General features: G+C 62.5%; 15 protein-coding genes and 1 other RNA gene. 6 read left to right on the top strand and 10 right to left on the bottom strand.

Annotated elements, in window-relative coordinates; all coding sequences use genetic code 11:
* Positions 1-132: 132 nt before the first annotated feature.
* The 7 genes from ssrA to GDH07_RS30660 form a co-directional block, all read right to left on the bottom strand.
* Positions 133-526, bottom strand: a transfer-messenger RNA (tmRNA) gene (gene ssrA / locus GDH07_RS30690).
* Between the two features lie 87 nt (positions 527-613).
* A complete protein-coding gene (locus GDH07_RS30685; RefSeq protein ID WP_068577741.1) occupies positions 614-901 on the bottom strand; it encodes a hypothetical protein in 288 nt (95 codons plus the stop codon).
* Between the two features lie 134 nt (positions 902-1035).
* Complete coding sequence (locus GDH07_RS30680; protein WP_152899739.1) at positions 1036-3846, bottom strand: FAD-binding and (Fe-S)-binding domain-containing protein; 2811 nt, start codon at positions 3844-3846, stop codon at positions 1036-1038.
* Positions 3843-4514: a LutC/YkgG family protein gene (locus GDH07_RS30675; protein WP_053136901.1), complete on the bottom strand. Its 672-nt coding sequence runs from the start codon at positions 4512-4514 to the stop codon at positions 3843-3845. Before GDH07_RS30675 ends, GDH07_RS30680 begins: the two co-directional genes overlap by 4 nt.
* Positions 4514-5968, bottom strand: coding sequence for a LutB/LldF family L-lactate oxidation iron-sulfur protein (locus GDH07_RS30670; protein WP_152899738.1), 1455 nt, complete (start codon positions 5966-5968; stop codon positions 4514-4516). The genes GDH07_RS30675 and GDH07_RS30670 overlap by 1 nt, the downstream gene beginning before the upstream one ends.
* Entirely contained in the window at positions 5965-6789 is an 825-nt protein-coding gene (locus tag GDH07_RS30665) for a (Fe-S)-binding protein (RefSeq protein WP_152899737.1), read from the bottom strand. Before GDH07_RS30665 ends, GDH07_RS30670 begins: the two co-directional genes overlap by 4 nt.
* A gap of 136 nt (positions 6790-6925) precedes the next feature.
* Positions 6926-8620 carry a lactate permease LctP family transporter gene (locus GDH07_RS30660; protein WP_152899736.1) on the bottom strand — a complete coding sequence of 565 codons (1695 nt, stop codon included), beginning with the start codon at positions 8618-8620 and terminating at the stop codon, positions 6926-6928.
* 260 nt (positions 8621-8880) lie between these two features.
* On the opposite strand from GDH07_RS30660, the gene GDH07_RS30655 reads away from it, so the two are divergent.
* Positions 8881-9648: a GntR family transcriptional regulator gene (locus GDH07_RS30655; RefSeq protein ID WP_022642144.1), complete on the top strand. Its 768-nt coding sequence runs from the start codon at positions 8881-8883 to the stop codon at positions 9646-9648.
* Between the two features lie 81 nt (positions 9649-9729).
* On the opposite strand, the gene smpB is transcribed toward GDH07_RS30655, so the two are convergent.
* Positions 9730-10212, bottom strand: coding sequence for an SsrA-binding protein SmpB (gene smpB, locus GDH07_RS30650; protein ID WP_022642145.1), 483 nt, complete (start codon positions 10210-10212; stop codon positions 9730-9732).
* 116 nt (positions 10213-10328) lie between these two features.
* Between smpB and GDH07_RS30645 the strand changes: the two genes are divergently transcribed.
* From GDH07_RS30645 to GDH07_RS30635, 3 genes are read left to right on the top strand one after another with little or no spacing between them, the layout of a single operon-like run.
* Complete coding sequence (locus GDH07_RS30645; protein WP_053136913.1) at positions 10329-11732, top strand: sodium-dependent transporter; 1404 nt, start codon at positions 10329-10331, stop codon at positions 11730-11732.
* A gap of 7 nt (positions 11733-11739) precedes the next feature.
* Entirely contained in the window at positions 11740-12174 is a 435-nt protein-coding gene (locus tag GDH07_RS30640) for a type II toxin-antitoxin system RatA family toxin (RefSeq protein WP_022642147.1), read from the top strand.
* Complete coding sequence (locus GDH07_RS30635; protein WP_152899735.1) at positions 12167-12481, top strand: RnfH family protein; 315 nt, start codon at positions 12167-12169, stop codon at positions 12479-12481. Before GDH07_RS30640 ends, GDH07_RS30635 begins: the two co-directional genes overlap by 8 nt.
* 63 nt (positions 12482-12544) lie before the next feature.
* Here the strand turns inward: GDH07_RS30635 and GDH07_RS30630 are convergent, their stop codons facing one another.
* Positions 12545-13072, bottom strand: a complete 528-nt coding sequence (locus GDH07_RS30630; RefSeq protein WP_022642149.1) for an outer membrane protein assembly factor BamE — start codon at positions 13070-13072, stop codon at positions 12545-12547.
* A gap of 98 nt (positions 13073-13170) precedes the next feature.
* Between GDH07_RS30630 and fur the strand changes: the two genes are divergently transcribed.
* The gene (gene fur, locus GDH07_RS30625) at positions 13171-13578 is read left to right on the top strand and encodes a ferric iron uptake transcriptional regulator (protein ID WP_031320826.1); all 408 of its coding nucleotides are present in this window, start codon (positions 13171-13173) and stop codon (positions 13576-13578) included.
* Positions 13579-13683: 105 nt separating this feature from the next.
* On the opposite strand, the gene recN is transcribed toward fur, so the two are convergent.
* Positions 13684-15357, bottom strand: coding sequence for a DNA repair protein RecN (gene recN, locus GDH07_RS30620; RefSeq protein ID WP_152899734.1), 1674 nt, complete (start codon positions 15355-15357; stop codon positions 13684-13686).
* Positions 15358-15607: 250 nt separating this feature from the next.
* On the opposite strand from recN, the gene grpE reads away from it, so the two are divergent.
* Positions 15608-16174, top strand: a complete 567-nt coding sequence (gene grpE, locus GDH07_RS30615) for a nucleotide exchange factor GrpE (protein ID WP_022642152.1) — start codon at positions 15608-15610, stop codon at positions 16172-16174.
* The last annotated feature ends 4 nt before the right edge of the window (positions 16175-16178 follow it).

The raw sequence follows: 16178 nt of genomic DNA, 5'->3' as shown, positions 1-16178 counted from the left end.
CGATGCAGGGAGAGCGCTCGGCGTTGTCCCTGCATGATCGCCTGGAGGGGGCGGTGCTGTTTGGGATCGCCCTTGAATTGGCGGATTTTGGGCACAAAAAAAGACGTCCGTGGACGTCTTTGATTGATCATTTGGTGGAGCCGGGGGGATTTGAACCCCCGTCCGCCAGTACTCCGCTGTCGGTCCTACATGCTTAGCCGTGTCTATTGAGTTAACCCTCAGCGACCCGACGGGCAGGGTGCTTTGGGCGAGTTGTGTAAGTTTTAGCCGCTTCGTCCACAACGTACTGCACGGCGATTCTGTTCTATATGACAATCATTTCGGGTTTACAGACATCCCCTGATGATTGCTGGACCCGAAGGTACCAGGGGGGAAGGGCTAGCGCCGCTTACGCAGCGAGAGCGTAATCCCCGTAGGTTTCGTCATTGGCAACTATAGGAAGTTGCAACAGTGGATTTACGAGTTCTGTTACCAACTCGGCATGCACCTAAAGTTTCGCAACCGGCGTCGAATCCAAAACGGCCCCGAGCCTGTCATGCATCGACAACAGGTTGGCGGATTCTACGCTAATCGTCGTCAGAAGGCCAACCCGAAGGTTGGCCTTGGTGGTGCGCTACTGATCGCCCTTGGTGTTGTTCTGCAACATCTGGATCGCCTGGGTGGTCAGGGAGATGCAGTTCTTGGTGCCCTGCTCGGTGCCCTTGGCCTGTTCGGCGGTGGCTTGCTGGACCTTGGAGTCGATGTCGCTGCTCAGGTCCGAGCTCATGGCTTCGGTGCTGACCTTGGCGTCGCGGATCTTTTGCAGGTTGATCTGGCATAGGTCTTCTTGTCCGGCGGCGAACGCCGGTGAGGCCAACATTGCAGCAGTGATGAACAGTCCAGCCAGTGCAGAGCGCTTCATGGTCGTCTCCTTGGATCACAGGGGGAAGGCCCACTTTTATCGTGGGCCTGGAGAGTGGACTGCGCCCGTGGGCCGGGGTTCGTTTTTTGTACGAAAAGGCCGGAGCAGGCGCCCGTCGCCGGGCACCTTGGGCCTCAGGCGGACTTGGCGCGGGTGACCCGGTCCACCAGGTAGACCAGCCCGTGATAGTCGATCCCGCCATGCTGGCTGAGGCCGATTTCACAGGTGCGGCTGGTGGAGATGCCTTCGCTGCAGTACTGCACCGCGTCCTTGAGGCTGCGCAGCGAATGGGCATTGAGCTCCGGGGTGGTGAAGCCCTTGTCGCCGGCGAAACCGCAGCAGTGGATGCCTTCGGGGATCACCACGTTGTTGCTGCAACGTCGGGCCAGTTCGATCAGCGCCTGGCTTTCCCCCAGGTGCTGGGTGCTGCAGGTGACGTGCACGGCGATCGGTGCTTCCTGGGGGGTGAACTCCAGGCGATCCAGCAGGTGGGTGCGGATGAAGCGCACCGGATCGTAGAGGTCCAGGCGCACGTCGCCCAGGTCCTGCACCAGGCGCAGGGTGCAGGGGCTGGTATCGCAGTAGATCGGGTCGAGGCCGCCACGGCTGGCGTGGAGCAGGGCGCCGATCAGTTCCTGGCGCTTGTCCTCGGCCTGGGTCGCATAACCCTTGGAAGCGAACGGCTGGCCGCAGCAGAGGTTGTCCAGGTTGTCCGGCAGCACTACCTGGTAGCCGGCCTTTTCCAGCAGGCCGCGGGTTTTCTCGTACAGCGAGCCTTGCTCCTTGTCGCCTGCCGCCGGCCCCATCACCCGCGACACGCAGGCCGCCAGGTACACCACCTTTGGGCGTGAATCCTGCGCGGTCGGGCTGAAGCGAATGGCTTTCTCCGGTTGTGGCATGGCGTTGGTCCATTGCGGCACCCGCCCTTTGGACAGTCGGGTCAGGCCCGCGGACAGCTTGCCCAGGCGCGGTGCGCCCAGCAGCAGGCGCGCACCATTGGCCACGTGCAACGTAAAGCGGGCGCCTTGCAAGGTGCTGGCGAAGTGGGTGCTGAGCCAGTCGGCGGTGCCGGCGTGGCTGGCTTGCTCGCTGCGCAGTTTCTTCACCAGCTCGCCGGTGTTGATGCCCACCGGGCAGCGCTGGGCGCACAGGCCGGTGGCGGCGCAGGTGTCGACGCCCTGGTACTGGTAGGCCGCCTCCAGCTCCGTGGTGTCGATGCCGGCGCGCTTGCGGGCCTGGATATCGCGCCAGATCACGATGCGCTGGCGTGGGCTCAGGGTCAGCCCCTTGGACGGGCACACCGGCTCGCAGAAGCCGCACTCGATGCACTTGTCCACGATCTCGTCAGCCGCCGGTAGCGGCTTGAGGTGCTTGAGGTGGATCTGCGGATCCTCGCTGAGCACTACGTCGGGGTTGAGGATGCCATTGGGGTCCAGCAGGCGCTTGAGCTGCCACATCAGCTGGTAGGCATCGCTGCCCCATTCCAGCTCGACGAAGGGCGCCATGTTGCGCCCGGTGCCGTGCTCGGCCTTGAGCGAACCACCGAACTCCACGGCCACCAGTTGTGCCACGTCGTCCATGAAGGCCTGGTAGCGCTGCACTTCCTCAGTGCTGTTGAAGCCTTGGGTGAAGACGAAGTGCAGGTTGCCTTCCAGGGCATGACCGAACAGGATCGCCTCGTCGTAGCGGTGCTTGTCGAACAGCTCGATCAGGCGATTGACACCGATGGCCAGTTGTTCGACCGGGAAGGTCACGTCCTCGATGATCACCGTGGTGCCGGTCTTGCGCACTGCGCCGACGGCCGGGAAGGTGTCCTTGCGGATCGCCCAGAGCTTGGCGTTTTCCTGCGGGTCCTCGCTGAAGTCCACCTGTTTTTCCACCGCGAAGGCGGCCAGGGAATCCATGACCTGCGCCAGTTGCTCATGCAGCAGCGACGAGGAGGCAGCGCGGGACTCGATCAGCAGGGCGCAGGCGTTGGCCGAGAGCTGGCGGACGAAGGCCGGCATGCCGGGCTTGTCCTGCACCGAGCGCAGGCTACGACGGTCCAGCAGCTCCACCGCCGACACCGGCTGGCTCTTGAGCACGGTCACCGCGTTGCAGCAGGTCTCCACATCGGGGAAGACGATCAGGGCCGAGGCCTTGTGCGGATGATCGACCACGGTGTCGTAGGTCACTGCGCTGATGAACCCCAGGGTGCCCTCGGAGCCCACCAGCAGGTGGCTGAGGATCTCCAGCGGCTCGTCGAAGTCCACCAGGGCATTGAGGGACAGGCCGGTGGTGTTCTTCAGCCGGTACTTGTGGCGGATGCGGCTGGCCAGCTCGCTGTTGGCGCGGGTGGCGCGGCCCAGTTCCGCCAGACGTTGCAGCAGCGCAGCGTGGCTGTGGCGAAAGGCGGCGACGCTGGCGGCGTCCTCGGTGTCCAGGCGGGTGCCATCGGCCAGGACCACGCGGATGCCGGCCAGGGTGTGGTAGCTGTTCTGGGCGGTGCCGCAGCACATGCCGCTGGCGTTGTTGGCGACTATGCCGCCGATCTTGCAGGCGTTGATCGAGGCCGGGTCGGGGCCGATCTTGCGTCCGAACGGCGCCAGCCAGGCGTTGGCCTGGGCACCGATGACCCCGGGTTGCAGGCGGATCTGCGCGCCCTGGTCGCGGATCTCCCGGGCGTTCCAGTTATCCCCGAGGACGATCAGCACCGAGTCGCTGATGGCCTGGCCGGAAAGGCTGGTGCCGGCGGCGCGGAAGGTCACCGGTACCTGGTCGCGCTGGGCCAGTTGCAGCAAGGCGACCACTTCGTCCTCGGATTCGACGCGGATCACCAGCTTGGGGATCAGCCGGTAGAAGCTGGCGTCGGTGCCGAAGGCCAGGGTCGAGAGTGGGTCGTCGAAGCGCCGCTCCTGGGGAATCAGGCGCTGGGCATCACGCAGAAAAGCGGCCGGCAGGCTCATTGGTCCTCCAGGATCAGCACCACCAGGTCTTTCGGGCCGTGGGCGCCGTAAGCCAGGACTTGCTCGATATCAGCGGTTTTCGACGGGCCGGAAACCAGCAGCGCGTTGGTCGGCATGCCGGCGGCCCAGTTCATCTGTTGCTGCACCTGGTAGAAGTTGTCGCGGATCTCGCTGGCCTTGAGCAGGGCGAAATGCACCGGTGGCACCAGGCTCATCAGCCGCGGTTCCTCTCGGGTCGGCCAGAGGATCAGGCTGCCGGTGGCGGCGATGGCGCCCAGGGTGCCGGTGAGGCTGGCCGGGGTGTCGTTGAACAGCTCGGCCTTCCATTCTTCCACTGGCCGATCGTAGGTCTTGAGTTCGGGCAGCTCGGGATGTTCGGCCCAGTGCTGCTGCACCTGCTGGCCATGGGCGGTGCCCGGGGCGATCAGCAGGCTGCGCAGCTGGCGCTCCTGGAGCAGGCGGGCGAGCAATCCGGGCCACTCGGCCGCGCAGCTCAGGTGGATCTCGGTGTGCACCGCTTCCATCTGCTTGCGCAACTGCGGGATACGCTGCTCGGCGGTGTAGGTATAGGGCTCGGTGACCAGTGTCTCGTCGAAGTTATCCACAATAGGCGTGGTGCCGCTCAGGCTGTTACGCAGCTTGGCGAGGATGTTGTGCTTGGCACTCATCAGCGATCTTCCTGCTTGGCCAGGTGCTCGCGGGCCAGGTCGTGCAGCGACCGGGCGGCGGGTTTTGGCGCACTGTGGTTCTGGGTCCAGGGGCCGACGTTGCTCGGGGCCAGCGCCCGCAACCGGGTGGCCGCCAGGGTGAACAGGCGATACAGGGTGGGCGAGCTGTTTAGCCGTGCCCAGGCGTTCCAGATGAAACGCTCCTTGCGCGAGAACTTGCTGCCCTGGCCACGCATTACCGGGTGCGGGCTGTCCGGGGCCTTGACGTTCTCTTCGCGCAGGCGCCGCAGCAACGTGGGGATCGGGATCTTCACCGGGCAGACTTCGCCGCAGGCACCGCACAGCGACGAAGCGCTGGGGTGATCCGGGACCTTGGCCAGGCCCACCATGTGCGGGGTGATGATTTTGCCGATCGGCCCCGGGTAGACCTCGCCATAGGTGTGGCCGCCGACCCTCGTGTACACCGGGCAGTGGTTCATGCAGGCGCCGCAGCGGATGCAGTTCAGGGTCTGGCGCAGTTCGCTGTCGGCAAACGCCTGGCTGCGGCCGTTGTCCAGCAACACCAGGTGCACTTCCCGGGGGCCGTCGAGCTCATGCTCTTTGCGTGGGCCGGAGATCATGTTGACGTAGGTGGTGATGGGCTGGCCCAGGGCCGAGCGGGTCAGCAGCGACAATAGCGGTACTACGTCGCGCAGGTTCTCGACCACTTTCTCGATCCCGGTGACGGCGATGTGCACCGGCGGCACGGTGGTGGACATGCGCCCGTTGCCTTCGTTTTCCACCAGCAGCAGGGTGCCGGTCTCGGCCACGGCGAAGTTGACGCCGGAGACGCCGATGTCGGCTTCGAAGAATTTCTGCCGCAGGACCCTGCGACCGATCTGGATGAGTTGGTCGACGTCCTTGGTGTACTCCACGCCAAGTTTGTCGTGGAACAAGGACGCGACCTGACCGGCATTCTTGTGGATCGCCGGCATAATGATGTGTGAAGGCTTCTCGTGGTCGAGCTGGACGATGAACTCGCCCATGTCCGACTCAAGGCATTCAATGCCTTGTTCAGCGAGGACATGGTTCATTTCCATTTCCTCGCTGACCATCGATTTGCCCTTGATCACTTGCCGTGCCTCGTGAGCACGGATGATCGAAAGAACGATGCCATTGGCCTCGTCCACCGTTTCCGCCCAGTGCACTGTCACACCGTTGCGGGTCAGGTTCTGTTCCAGGCGCTCGAGCAGGTCGGGCAGCTTGGACAACGCCCGGGCGCGAATCGCATTGCCCAGGGCGCGCAGGTGTTCTCTTTCGTGGGCATCGCTGAACGAGGCCGCACGCTTGGCCATGAGTGAATCCATGGCGCTGCGAAAGTTGTTGCGCAGTTGCTGGTCACCCAGGGCCTGGTGGGCCCGGGTGCGAAAATCGTCCGCCACCGTCGTGGTCGGAATCAGCTCGGGAGTGCTCATTGGGCACCTCCGGTACGCTGCCAGAGGAAGCTCGCCAGGTGCTGGCCGCGCAATGCCTCTCTTTGTTTCTCCAGGGCACCGTTGATATTCATCAAGCAGCCGCAGTCGGCACTGACCACCTGGTGCGCGCCGGAGTCTTTCAGCGAGCGGGTCTTGTCCGCGACCATGGCGCCAGAGATATCCGGCATTCGGACGCTGAAAGTCCCGCCAAAGCCACAGCATTCGCTTTCGTGGCTGTGTTCTACCCGTTCCACGTTGCCCAGTTGTGACAGCAGCTCACGCCCGTGCAGGTGGGTGTTCATTTCCCGGCGCGCCGAGCAGGAGGTGTGCAACGCCACCTTGATCGGCTCACCGCTGTCCTTGAGTTGCACCTTGCACACATGCAGGAGGAACTCGGCCAGCTCATAGGTGCGTGCGGCCAGGGCCTGCACCTGTGCCAGGGTCTCGGGCTCGTCCTTGAACAAGTCCGCGTAGTGCTCGCGAATCATCCCGGCGCAGGAGCCCGAAGGCACCACCACCGGATAGTCCCCGGCGAACAGCGCCAGTTGTGCGCGGGCCACGGTGCGCGCCTGCTCGGTGTAACCGCTGGTGTAGGCCGGTTGTCCGCAGCAGCTTTGCCCCTGTGGGTATTCCACGCGAATGCCTTCGCGCTCCAGCAGGTGGATCGCATCCATCCCGGCTTCGGGATAGAACAGATCGACCACACAAGTGCCGAACAGGTAGACCCGCGCCGGCTTGGCGCCAGGGTACTGCCGGGGCTCGGCCAAGGGTGGCGCGACACGGGTCGCATTGGGCACGGCGTTGTAGAAAAGCTCGCTCATCAGGCGTGTCTCCGGGTGGTCCCGGTTATTCGTCTGTCGCGGCGGCTGAAAGATAAACCAGCAAGCTTTCAGCAGCCTTGCAGACCGGGTGGTGAATGACTGGCGCCGCGATTCCTTGCGGCGCCATCAGTATTGCCTAGTGCACCAGCATGCCGGTGAACCAGTAGGCCTGGGCCAGGGTGATCAGACCGACGATAGTGGCAAAGAACAGGCTGTGCTTGAGTGTGAAGCGGAACAGATCGGACTCCTTGCCCACCAGGCCGGTGGCGGCGCAGGCCACGGCGATCGACTGCGGCGAGATCATCTTGCCGGTCACGCCACCGCTGGTGTTGGCCGCCACCAGCAGGGTGTCGTTGACCCCCAGTTGATGCGCGGTGGTGGCCTGCAGCGAACTGAACAGGGCGTTGGACGAAGTATCGGAACCGGTGAGGAACACCCCCAGCCAGCCCAGGAACGGCGAGAAGAACGGGAAGGCCGCGCCGGTGGCCGCCAGGACCAGGGCCATGGTCGAAGACATGCCCGAGTAGTTGGTGACGAAGGCGAAGGCCAGCACCATGCCGATGGACAGGATCGGCCAGCGCAGCTCGTAAAAGGTTTCCTTTAAAGTGGTCAGACCAGTTTTGAAGTCGATCTTCAGTACCAGCATGGACAGCAGTGCCGAGAAGAAAATCGCGGTGCCGGTGGCCGAGATCGGGTCGAACTTGAACACCGCAGGAATGGCCGTTGGCGTGGTGACGATCGGCGCCACCTTGATCACCAGCTGATCCAGGTGCGGGATGGCGAAGTTGAACACCCAGGCGTACATCGCGCCACCGGCGGCGAACATCGCCTTGAACGGCTTGAGGGTCCAGATGGTGACCAGCACGGTGAGGATCAGGAATGGCGACCAGGCCTTGAAGATCTGGCCCAGGCTGTAGGGCGAGGCCAGGGTGCTGCGTGGCTGGCCGAAGCCGCCGGCGCTGGCGGTGATGGCGATGTCGGCGCTGACCCCGGGAATGCGCGCGCCGGCGCTGCGCTTGGGTTGCCAGACCTTCAGGAATAGCGTCAGGGCGACCAGGCTGGCCAGGGCCGAGGTGATGTCCGGCAGCTCCGGACCGATGAAGTTCGAGGTGAAGTATTGGGTCACGGCGAAGCTCAGGCCGGCCACCAGTGCCGCTGGCCAGGTCTCCCTGACGCCGCGCAGGCCATCCATCATGAACACCAGCCAGAACGGCACGAACAGCGACAGCAGGGGCAATTGGCGGCCGGTCATGGCGCCGATCTTGAAGGCGTCGATACCGGTCACCTGGCCGGCGACGATGATCGGGATGCCCAGGGCGCCGAAGGCCACTGGCGCGGTGTTGGCGATCAGGCACAGGCCCGCGGCGTACAGCGGGTTGAAGCCCAGGCCCACCAGCAGGGCGGCGGTGATCGCCACTGGCGCGCCGAAGCCTGCGGCACCTTCGAGGAAGGCGCCGAAGCAGAAGCCGATCAGCAGTACCTGCAGGCGCTGGTCGTCGGTGATCGACAGCACCGAGCTGCGGATAATCTCGAACTGGCCGCTCTTCACGGTCAGCTTGTAGAGGAATACGGCGGCGACGATGATCCAGGCGATGGGCCAAAGACCGTAGGCAAATCCATAGCCAGCGGCAGCCAGGGCCATGTCGGCGGGCATCTGGAAGGCGAAGATCGCCACTAGGATCGACAAGGCCAGAGTGATGCTCCCGGCGACATGTCCCTTGAGGCGGAACACGGCCAGAGCCAGGAAGAAGAACACGATCGGGATGACAGCGGCGAGAGCGGACAGGCCGAGGCTGCCAAGCGGGCTATAGAGCTGTTGCCAGGTTTGCATAGTGGGGTGGCCCCTAATTGTTGTTGGTCAGGCACTGCTAGCGAGTTGGTTAATTGGTAAGACCAATTTACAATCGCTGTTGGCTAGGGTAAAAGCCCGATGCTCGGTGTGTCAATTTGCCGCCCTAGAACTTTTGTCGAAAGCGGGCGCGGGAGCGCATCTGATCGCTGGAAATGTCTGCCTTCTGCCAGGTGTTGGCGCGGCGTGAATAGGCCAGAATAGAGCCCCCCGACGATGGGTCGGAGGCTGGGGAGTGAGTGATGGGGTTTGACCAGATACGCCAGCGCCGTTTGTCCGACGACATAGTCGAGCGCCTGGAAGCGATGATTCTCGAAGGTACCTTGAAGGCGGGTGAACGCTTGCCGGCCGAGCGCGCCCTGGCCGAGCAGTTCGGGGTTTCACGTCCATCGCTGCGTGAAGCGATCCAGAAGTTGACCGCCAAGGGGTTGCTGATGAGCCGCCAGGGCGGCGGCAATTATGTGGTGGAAGCCCTGGGCTCGACCTTCAGCGATCCACTGCTGCATCTTCTGGAAAACAATCCCGAGGCCCAGCGTGATCTATTGGAGTTCCGCCATACCCTCGAAGCGTCCTGCGCCTACTACGCGGCGCTGCGGGCGACCCCGGTGGATCGCGAGCGCCTGACCCAGGCCTTCGAGGAACTGCAGGATTGCTATGCCCATGCCAATGACGACAGCCGCAGCGAGGAGGGGGCGGCGGATGCCCGGTTCCACCTGGCGATTGCCGAGGCTAGCCATAACGCTGTGCTGTTGCACACCATTCGCGGGCTGTTCGATCTGCTCAAGCGCAACGTGGTGACCAATATCGGCGGCATGTACAAGCAGCGCACGGAAACCCGCGAGATGCTGATCAGCCAGCACCGTGACCTGTACCTGGCGATTATCGAAGGGCGTGCGGAGGACGCGCGCGAAGTCTCCAGTCGGCACATTCTCTATGTGCAGGAGGTGCTCGAGGAGGTGCGTCAGGAAGTACAGCGGGTGGCCCGGGCCGAGCGGCGCAAGGGCATCTGATGCAAATCACCGGTACTGCGGTTCCTGCATCGATGGTGCAGAAACCGCAGTACCGGCGATGACGACTTCAGGGTAGGACGGTCAGTCTTCCTTGCCCTTGGTCCGCACGGCGCGCTGCAATTCCCGGTCGGAATCGCGCTCGCGCTCGGTGTGCCGCTTGTCATATTCCTTCTTGCCCTTGCCCAGTGCGATCTCGCACTTGACCAGGTGCTTGCTCCAGTAGAGCGAAAGGCAGACGCAGGCATAACCCTTCTGCTGCACCGCGGCGAACAGCTTTTCCAGCTCGCGCTGGTTGAGCAGCAGCTTGCGCGTGCGCGTCGGGTCGGCGATGACGTGGGTGCTGGCGGTGGTCAGCGGGGTGAAATGGCTGCCGAACAGCCAGGCCTCGCCATCCTTGAGCAGCACGTAACTGTCTACCAGTTGTGCCTTGCCCGCCCGCAGGCTCTTTACTTCCCAGCCGGCCAGGACCAGTCCAGCCTCGAAACGATGTTCGATGAAGTAATCGTGACGCGCCTTTTTGTTTTGCGCGATGGTCCCTGTTGGGTGTTTCTTCTGTTTAGCCATAGGGGCGGCATTATAGGGAGTTGCGCGGTCGCCCGCTACGGTGATGCAGCGTGCTTGAGCAGGTTGATTGAATCCCGGACAATGCGCGCTCTTTTTTTCGGTTGGGCGCGTTAACGATGTCGACAGACAGGGTCTCTGTCCACGGCGGCTGGGCAAGCCGCTGGGTCTTTATACTCGCAGCAACTGGTTCGGCCGTAGGCCTGGGGAGCATCTGGAAATTCCCCTATATGGTCGGCGTCTATGGTGGCGGTGCTTTTGTCCTGGTGTTCCTGGCGTGTATCGCCCTGATCGGCTTGCCGGTGATGCTGGCCGAAACCCTGATCGGGCGCCGGGCTCGGCAGAGTCCGGCCAACGCCTTGAAAGTCCTGGCCCAAGAGGCCGGGCATTCGGCCAAGTGGTCCTGGGGTGCCTTCGCCGGAATGATCACGGCGTTGCTGATCCTTTCCTTCTATAGCGTGGTCGGTGGTTGGTCGCTGGACTACATCATCGACATGGGTCGCGGTGATTTCAGCGGCGTCACGGCCGAGCAGGTCAGTGCCTACTTCGCTTCGGTGACCGCCGATCCTTGGCGCCTGACCCTCTGGCATACCCTGTTCATGGCGTTGTCGGCGCTGGTGATCGCCAAGGGCGTGGTCGCCGGGCTCGAGCGTAGTCTGCGGGTCATGATGCCGCTGCTGTTCGTCATGTTGCTGGTGCTGCTGGGCTACAGCATGACTACTGGGCACTTCATGCAGGGCCTGCACTTCATGTTCGACTTCAGCCTGGAGCGCCTGCTGGATGGCCTGTTGCCGGCCATGGGCCATGCCTTCTTCTCCCTGAGCGTGGGGGTTGGGTCGATCATGATCTACGGCGCCTACATGCCCAAGCATTCGTCCCTGGCCGGAACGGTGGTGGGTGTGGCGCTGCTGGACACCTTTGTCTCGCTGTTGGCCGGGATGGCGCTGTTCCCCATCGTCTTCGCGGCGGGCCTGAACCCCAGTGAGGGGCCGGGACTGATGTTCATCAGCCTGCCGTTCGCCTTCGGAAATGTGGCGTTCGGCCAGCTCATGGGCGTAGTGTTTTTCATCCTGGTGGCCATTGCCGCATGGAGTTCGGCCATCTCTCTGCTGGAGCCGATGGTGGCTTATCTTGTCGAGAGGACTAAAATCCGCCGCGCCTGGGTGACATTCTGGCTGGCGTTCAGCTGCTGGTTCGTGGGGTTGGGAACGGTGTTTTCCTTCAACATCTGGCAGCAGGCCAAGTTTTTCGTGAACGAAGGCGGCGCTTTCCACCTCTACCAATGGGGGGCGGCTGGCGGCCTGGACTTCTTCGGCGTGATCGACTTCTTCACCTCGCGGATCATGTTGCCTCTAGGCGGTTTGTGCTTCGTGGTATTTGCAGGTTGGGTGATGGGCCGTGAGGCGGTGCGTGATGAGCTGTCGCTGCGTAGCCCCTTGTTGTTCGCCCTGGCCTTGTTTTTGATGCGCTATGTGGCGCCCGTCGGCATTCTTGTGGTGTTTGCCGCCCAGTTGTGGAAATGAAGCTCACATGACGACCCATATTCAACGTTCGGCCCTTTTGCCCTATCCAGCGCAGTTTCTGTATGACCTGGTCAACGATGTGGCCCGGTATCCGGAGTTCCTTCCTTGGTGTTCTTCGTCCACGGTGCTGGAAAGCAGCGCCGAACAGATGCGTGCCAGCCTGGAGGTGGCCAAGGGGGGGCTGAGCCAGCACTTCGTCACTCGCAACACCCTGGTGCCGGGTCAGTCGATCGAGATGAATCTGGAGGAGGGGCCATTCAACCAGCTGCACGGCCTGTGGATATTCAAGCCGCTGGGGGAAAAGGCCTGCAAGATCAGCCTCGACCTGTCGTTCGACTACGCCGGGCCGCTGGTTCGCGCCACCCTGGGGCCGTTGTTCAACCAGGCGGCGAATACCCTGGTGGATGCCTTCTGCCAGCGCGCCAAGCAACTGCATGGCTGAGCCCATGATGCGGATCGAAGTGGTATATGCCGCGGTCGATCGCCAATTGCTGGTCGAGGTGCAGGTGCCTGAAGGCACGACCCTGCGTGTTGCGCTGCTGGCTTCTGTGCTGGGCGAGCATTTTCCCGAGCTGGACTTGGCAAGCTGTCCGGTCGGGATCTTCGGCAAGCAGGTCAACGACCCGGAGCGGCATGTGCTCCAGGATGGGGAGCGGATCGAGATCTACCGTCCGCTGCTGGCCGACCCCAAGGAAGTACGGCGTATGCGAGCGGCCAAGGCTGCCCAGGCGCGCAAGCTCGAAGGGTAGCTGCAGGTTGCGACAGGCAATAAAAAAGCCCGGGTAATCCCGGGCTTTTTAGTGGCCGCAGATTTATTGCGGCGAGGTGTCCAGTGGCTCTGGCGTAGGTACTGGAACGGTTTCGACACCATCCACGTCCTTCTGGATCTGGTCCAGCAAGGAGCCAGGCTTGGCCGGTTTCTCGGCCTTGGGCTTCTCGGCGTTTTCGGCTGGAGTGGTAACGGTGTTGCCGTTCTCTTTACCCAGCAGGGCCTCGTCGCGGCTCACGCCAGGCATGAAGTCGCCGGCCAGGCTGACCAGTTGATCGCCTTCATTGAAGATCAGGCTGATGCGTTCCTGCTGGCGTTCGCCACCACCAGGTTGCAGGCTGTAGAGATAATCCCAGCGATTGGCATGGAACGTGTCGGTCAGCAGAGGGTTGCCCATGATAAACCGTACTTGCCGCCGGGTCATTCCAGGGCGCAACTGGTCTATCATGTCCTGCGTCACGACATTGCCCTGCTGGATGTCGATTTTGTAAACCCCGGGGAATGAACAACCGGCGAGTGCGAGCAGTCCCACGAAGGTGAAACTGGTTAGCAAGAGCTTGGTGTTTTGCATCGGTGGGCGACTTCCACTATCTTGGCTGGGACAACGTAAACCCCGATCATACCCGCATTAAGAGAAGCTGCGAAGCAGCATCGGCGAGAAAGCTGACCATGGTTGAAAATAGCGAACTACGTAAAGCCGGCCTTAAAGTGACTCTGCCACGGGTCAAGATTCTACAAATGCTCGATTCCACCGAGCAGCGGCACATGAGCGCTGAAGATGTCTACAAGGCGCTGATGGAGGCTGGTGAAGATGTCGGGTTGGCCACGGTCTACCGTGTACTGACTCAATTCGAAGCCGCCGGACTGGTGGTACGTCATAACTTCGATGGCGGCCATGCTGTATTCGAACTGGCTGACGGCGGCCACCACGACCATATGGTCAACGTGGAGTCTGGCGAAGTGATCGAATTCTTCGACGAAGAAATCGAGAAGCTTCAGAAGGCGATTGTCGAGAAGCACGGTTTCGAACTGGTGGATCACAATCTTGTGCTGTATGTGCGCAACAAGAAGAAATAAGCTCCCTACGCGACTTTCATAGTCGTGAAACGATCGAAGGCGACCCTAGGGTCGCCTTCGTGTTTTCTAGTATGAAGACTCTTATATAAAGGAAGGGGCCGGGGCTCAGGCCTTGGTGGTCACCACCATCTTTTTGGCGTGAGCCAGGGATTCCTTGGTCAGGTCGATGCCGCCCAGCATCCGGGCGATTTCCTCGACTCTTTCGTTTTTACCCAGCTTGGATACCGCGGTATGGGTCGCGTTGCTGCCGCGCACCTTGTGCACGAACAGATGCTGGTGTCCTTGCGCGGCGACCTGTGGCAAGTGGGTGACGGTCAGTACCTGCCCACGCTCGCCCAGGCGACGCAGCAACTGGCCGACGATCTCGGCGGTCGGCCCGCCAATACCCACGTCGACTTCGTCGAATACTAGGGTCGGGACTCGTGATGTCTGGGCGGTGATGACCTGGATCGCCAGGCTGATGCGTGACAGTTCGCCACCCGAGGCGACCTTGGCCAGGCCCTTGAGGGGCTGGCCGGGGTTGGCGCTGACCAGCAGCTCGACCTGTTCCAGGCCGTGGGGCAGCAGTTCGTCGCCGGCATTGGCTCGTAGTTCGATGGTGAAGCGCCCGCCGGGCATGCCCAGGCGCTGGATCTCCTGCTCCACTGCGTTGGCCAGGCCGGTGGCGGCCTGCTGGCGCAGTTGGCTCAACTCCTGGGCCTTCTCGTGATAATGCCGCGCGAAAGACTGCAGTTCGTCGCCCAGCCGCTCGATGGATTCGTCGTTGGCGTCCAGGGTCTCGATCTCGTCCAGCAAGGTCTGTTGCATCGCGGCCAGTTCGAAGGGCTGGATGCGATGCTTGCGAGCCAGGGTGTAGATGGAGTCGAGACGCTCCTCCAGGTGCTGCAGGCGTGCCGGGTCGGCGTCGAAGTTGTCAACGAAGCGATTCAGTTCCCCCACGGCTTCTTCCACCTGGATCTGGGCGCTGGCCAGCAGGTTGGTAGCCTCCGCCAGGGCTCCTGACGAGCTGCCGATGCTGGTCAGGCGGTTGAGGCTGACGGTCAGGGCGTTGAGTACATTGCCCGAGTCGCTTTCGCTGCACTGTTCCACTACTTGCCGGCAGATGCCCAGCAGGGTTTCGGCGTTGGTCAGGTTCTTGTGTTCCTGCTCCAGTTCCTCGAGTTCGTTCTCGCCCAGGCCGAGGTTTGCGAGTTCTTCCAGCTGGTAGCTGAGCAGTTGGTGGCGGGCTCGTTGTTCGTCGCCGGAATTGGACAGGCGCTCCAGCTCCAGGCGGGTCTGGCGCCAGCGTTGTGCGGCAAGCTGCACCTGGCGCGCCAGGTCGGTGGCACCAGCATATTCATCCAGCAGGCGGCGATGGGTATCGGTCTTGAGCAGCGACTGGTGTTCGTGCTGGCTGTGGATGTCGATCAACAGCTCGCCCAGGGCCTTGAGGTCGCCGAGAGGGCAGGGGGTGCCGTTGATATAGCCGCGGGAGCGGCCTTCGGTGGTGATCACCCGGCGCAGGATGCAGGGGCCGTCGGTGTCCAGGTCGCGCTCGGCCAGCCAGGTGCGGGCTTCTGGTATGTCTCCCAGGTCGAAAGTGGCGAGGATGTCGGCTTTGTCCGCGCCCGGTCGCACCACGCCGCTGTCGGCACGATCACCCAGGGTCAGGCCGAGCGCGTCGAGCATGATCGACTTGCCGGCGCCGGTTTCGCCTGTGATGACGCTCATCCCGCGATCCAGCTCCAGGTCCAGGTGTTCGACGATGGCGTAATTATGTACGGACAGGTGCACCAGCATTAAGGCCGCTCCCAAACTAGATGTCTGGTTATTTATACAGTGTTTTGTTTCTGGCTGACAATGCCTTCCCTTAGCTCGATTCGCTTGGCTGTCGTTGCTCTTTAGCGCGTTAGGGAATGAGGTTGCCGTGGATTTGTCGGTTCGTGCCGACTTTTGCCATGGTGGCGGGCTTGAACCCGGAAAATGCGTCCCCATATAGCTGGGCAGAAGAGTGGGTTCGACCCACGGACGATATTGAAAGGAGAATTTCATGGCTGACGAACAGACCCTGGACACGCAAAACCCGGATACCAATCAGGCCCCCGAGGTTGCGGGTGAAGACCTTGCAGCTCGCGTACAAGTGCTCGAAGAGCAGCTGGCTACCGCGCAGGACCAGGCTCTGCGCGTCGCTGCCGATCTGCAGAACGTCCGCCGCCGTGCCGAGCAGGACGTGGAAAAGGCCCACAAGTTCGCTCTCGAGAAGTTTGCCGGCGACCTGCTGCCGGTGATCGATAGCCTGGAGCGCGGCCTGGAGCTGTCCAGTCCGGATGACGAGAGCATTCGTCCGATGCGCGAAGGCATCGAGCTGACCCTCAAGATGTTCCACGACACCCTCAAGCGCTACCAGCTGGAAGCCATCGACCCCCATGGCGAGCCCTTCAACGCTGAACAGCACCAGGCCATGGCCATGCAGGAAAGCGCCGACGTCGAGCCCAACAGCGTTCTCAAGGTGTTCCAGAAGGGTTACCAGCTCAACGGTCGCCTGTTGCGCCCGGCCATGGTCGTGGTCAGCAAGGCTCCAGCACCGGTTTCGCCTTCGATCAACGAGAAGGCTTGAAAAC

Origin of the sequence: Pseudomonas piscis (assembly GCF_009380155.1) — a bacterium.
Lineage (GTDB): Bacteria > Pseudomonadota > Gammaproteobacteria > Pseudomonadales > Pseudomonadaceae > Aquipseudomonas > Aquipseudomonas piscis.
The sequence above is the reverse complement of the archived record's forward strand: the minus strand, read 5'-3'. Positions and strand labels throughout refer to the sequence as shown.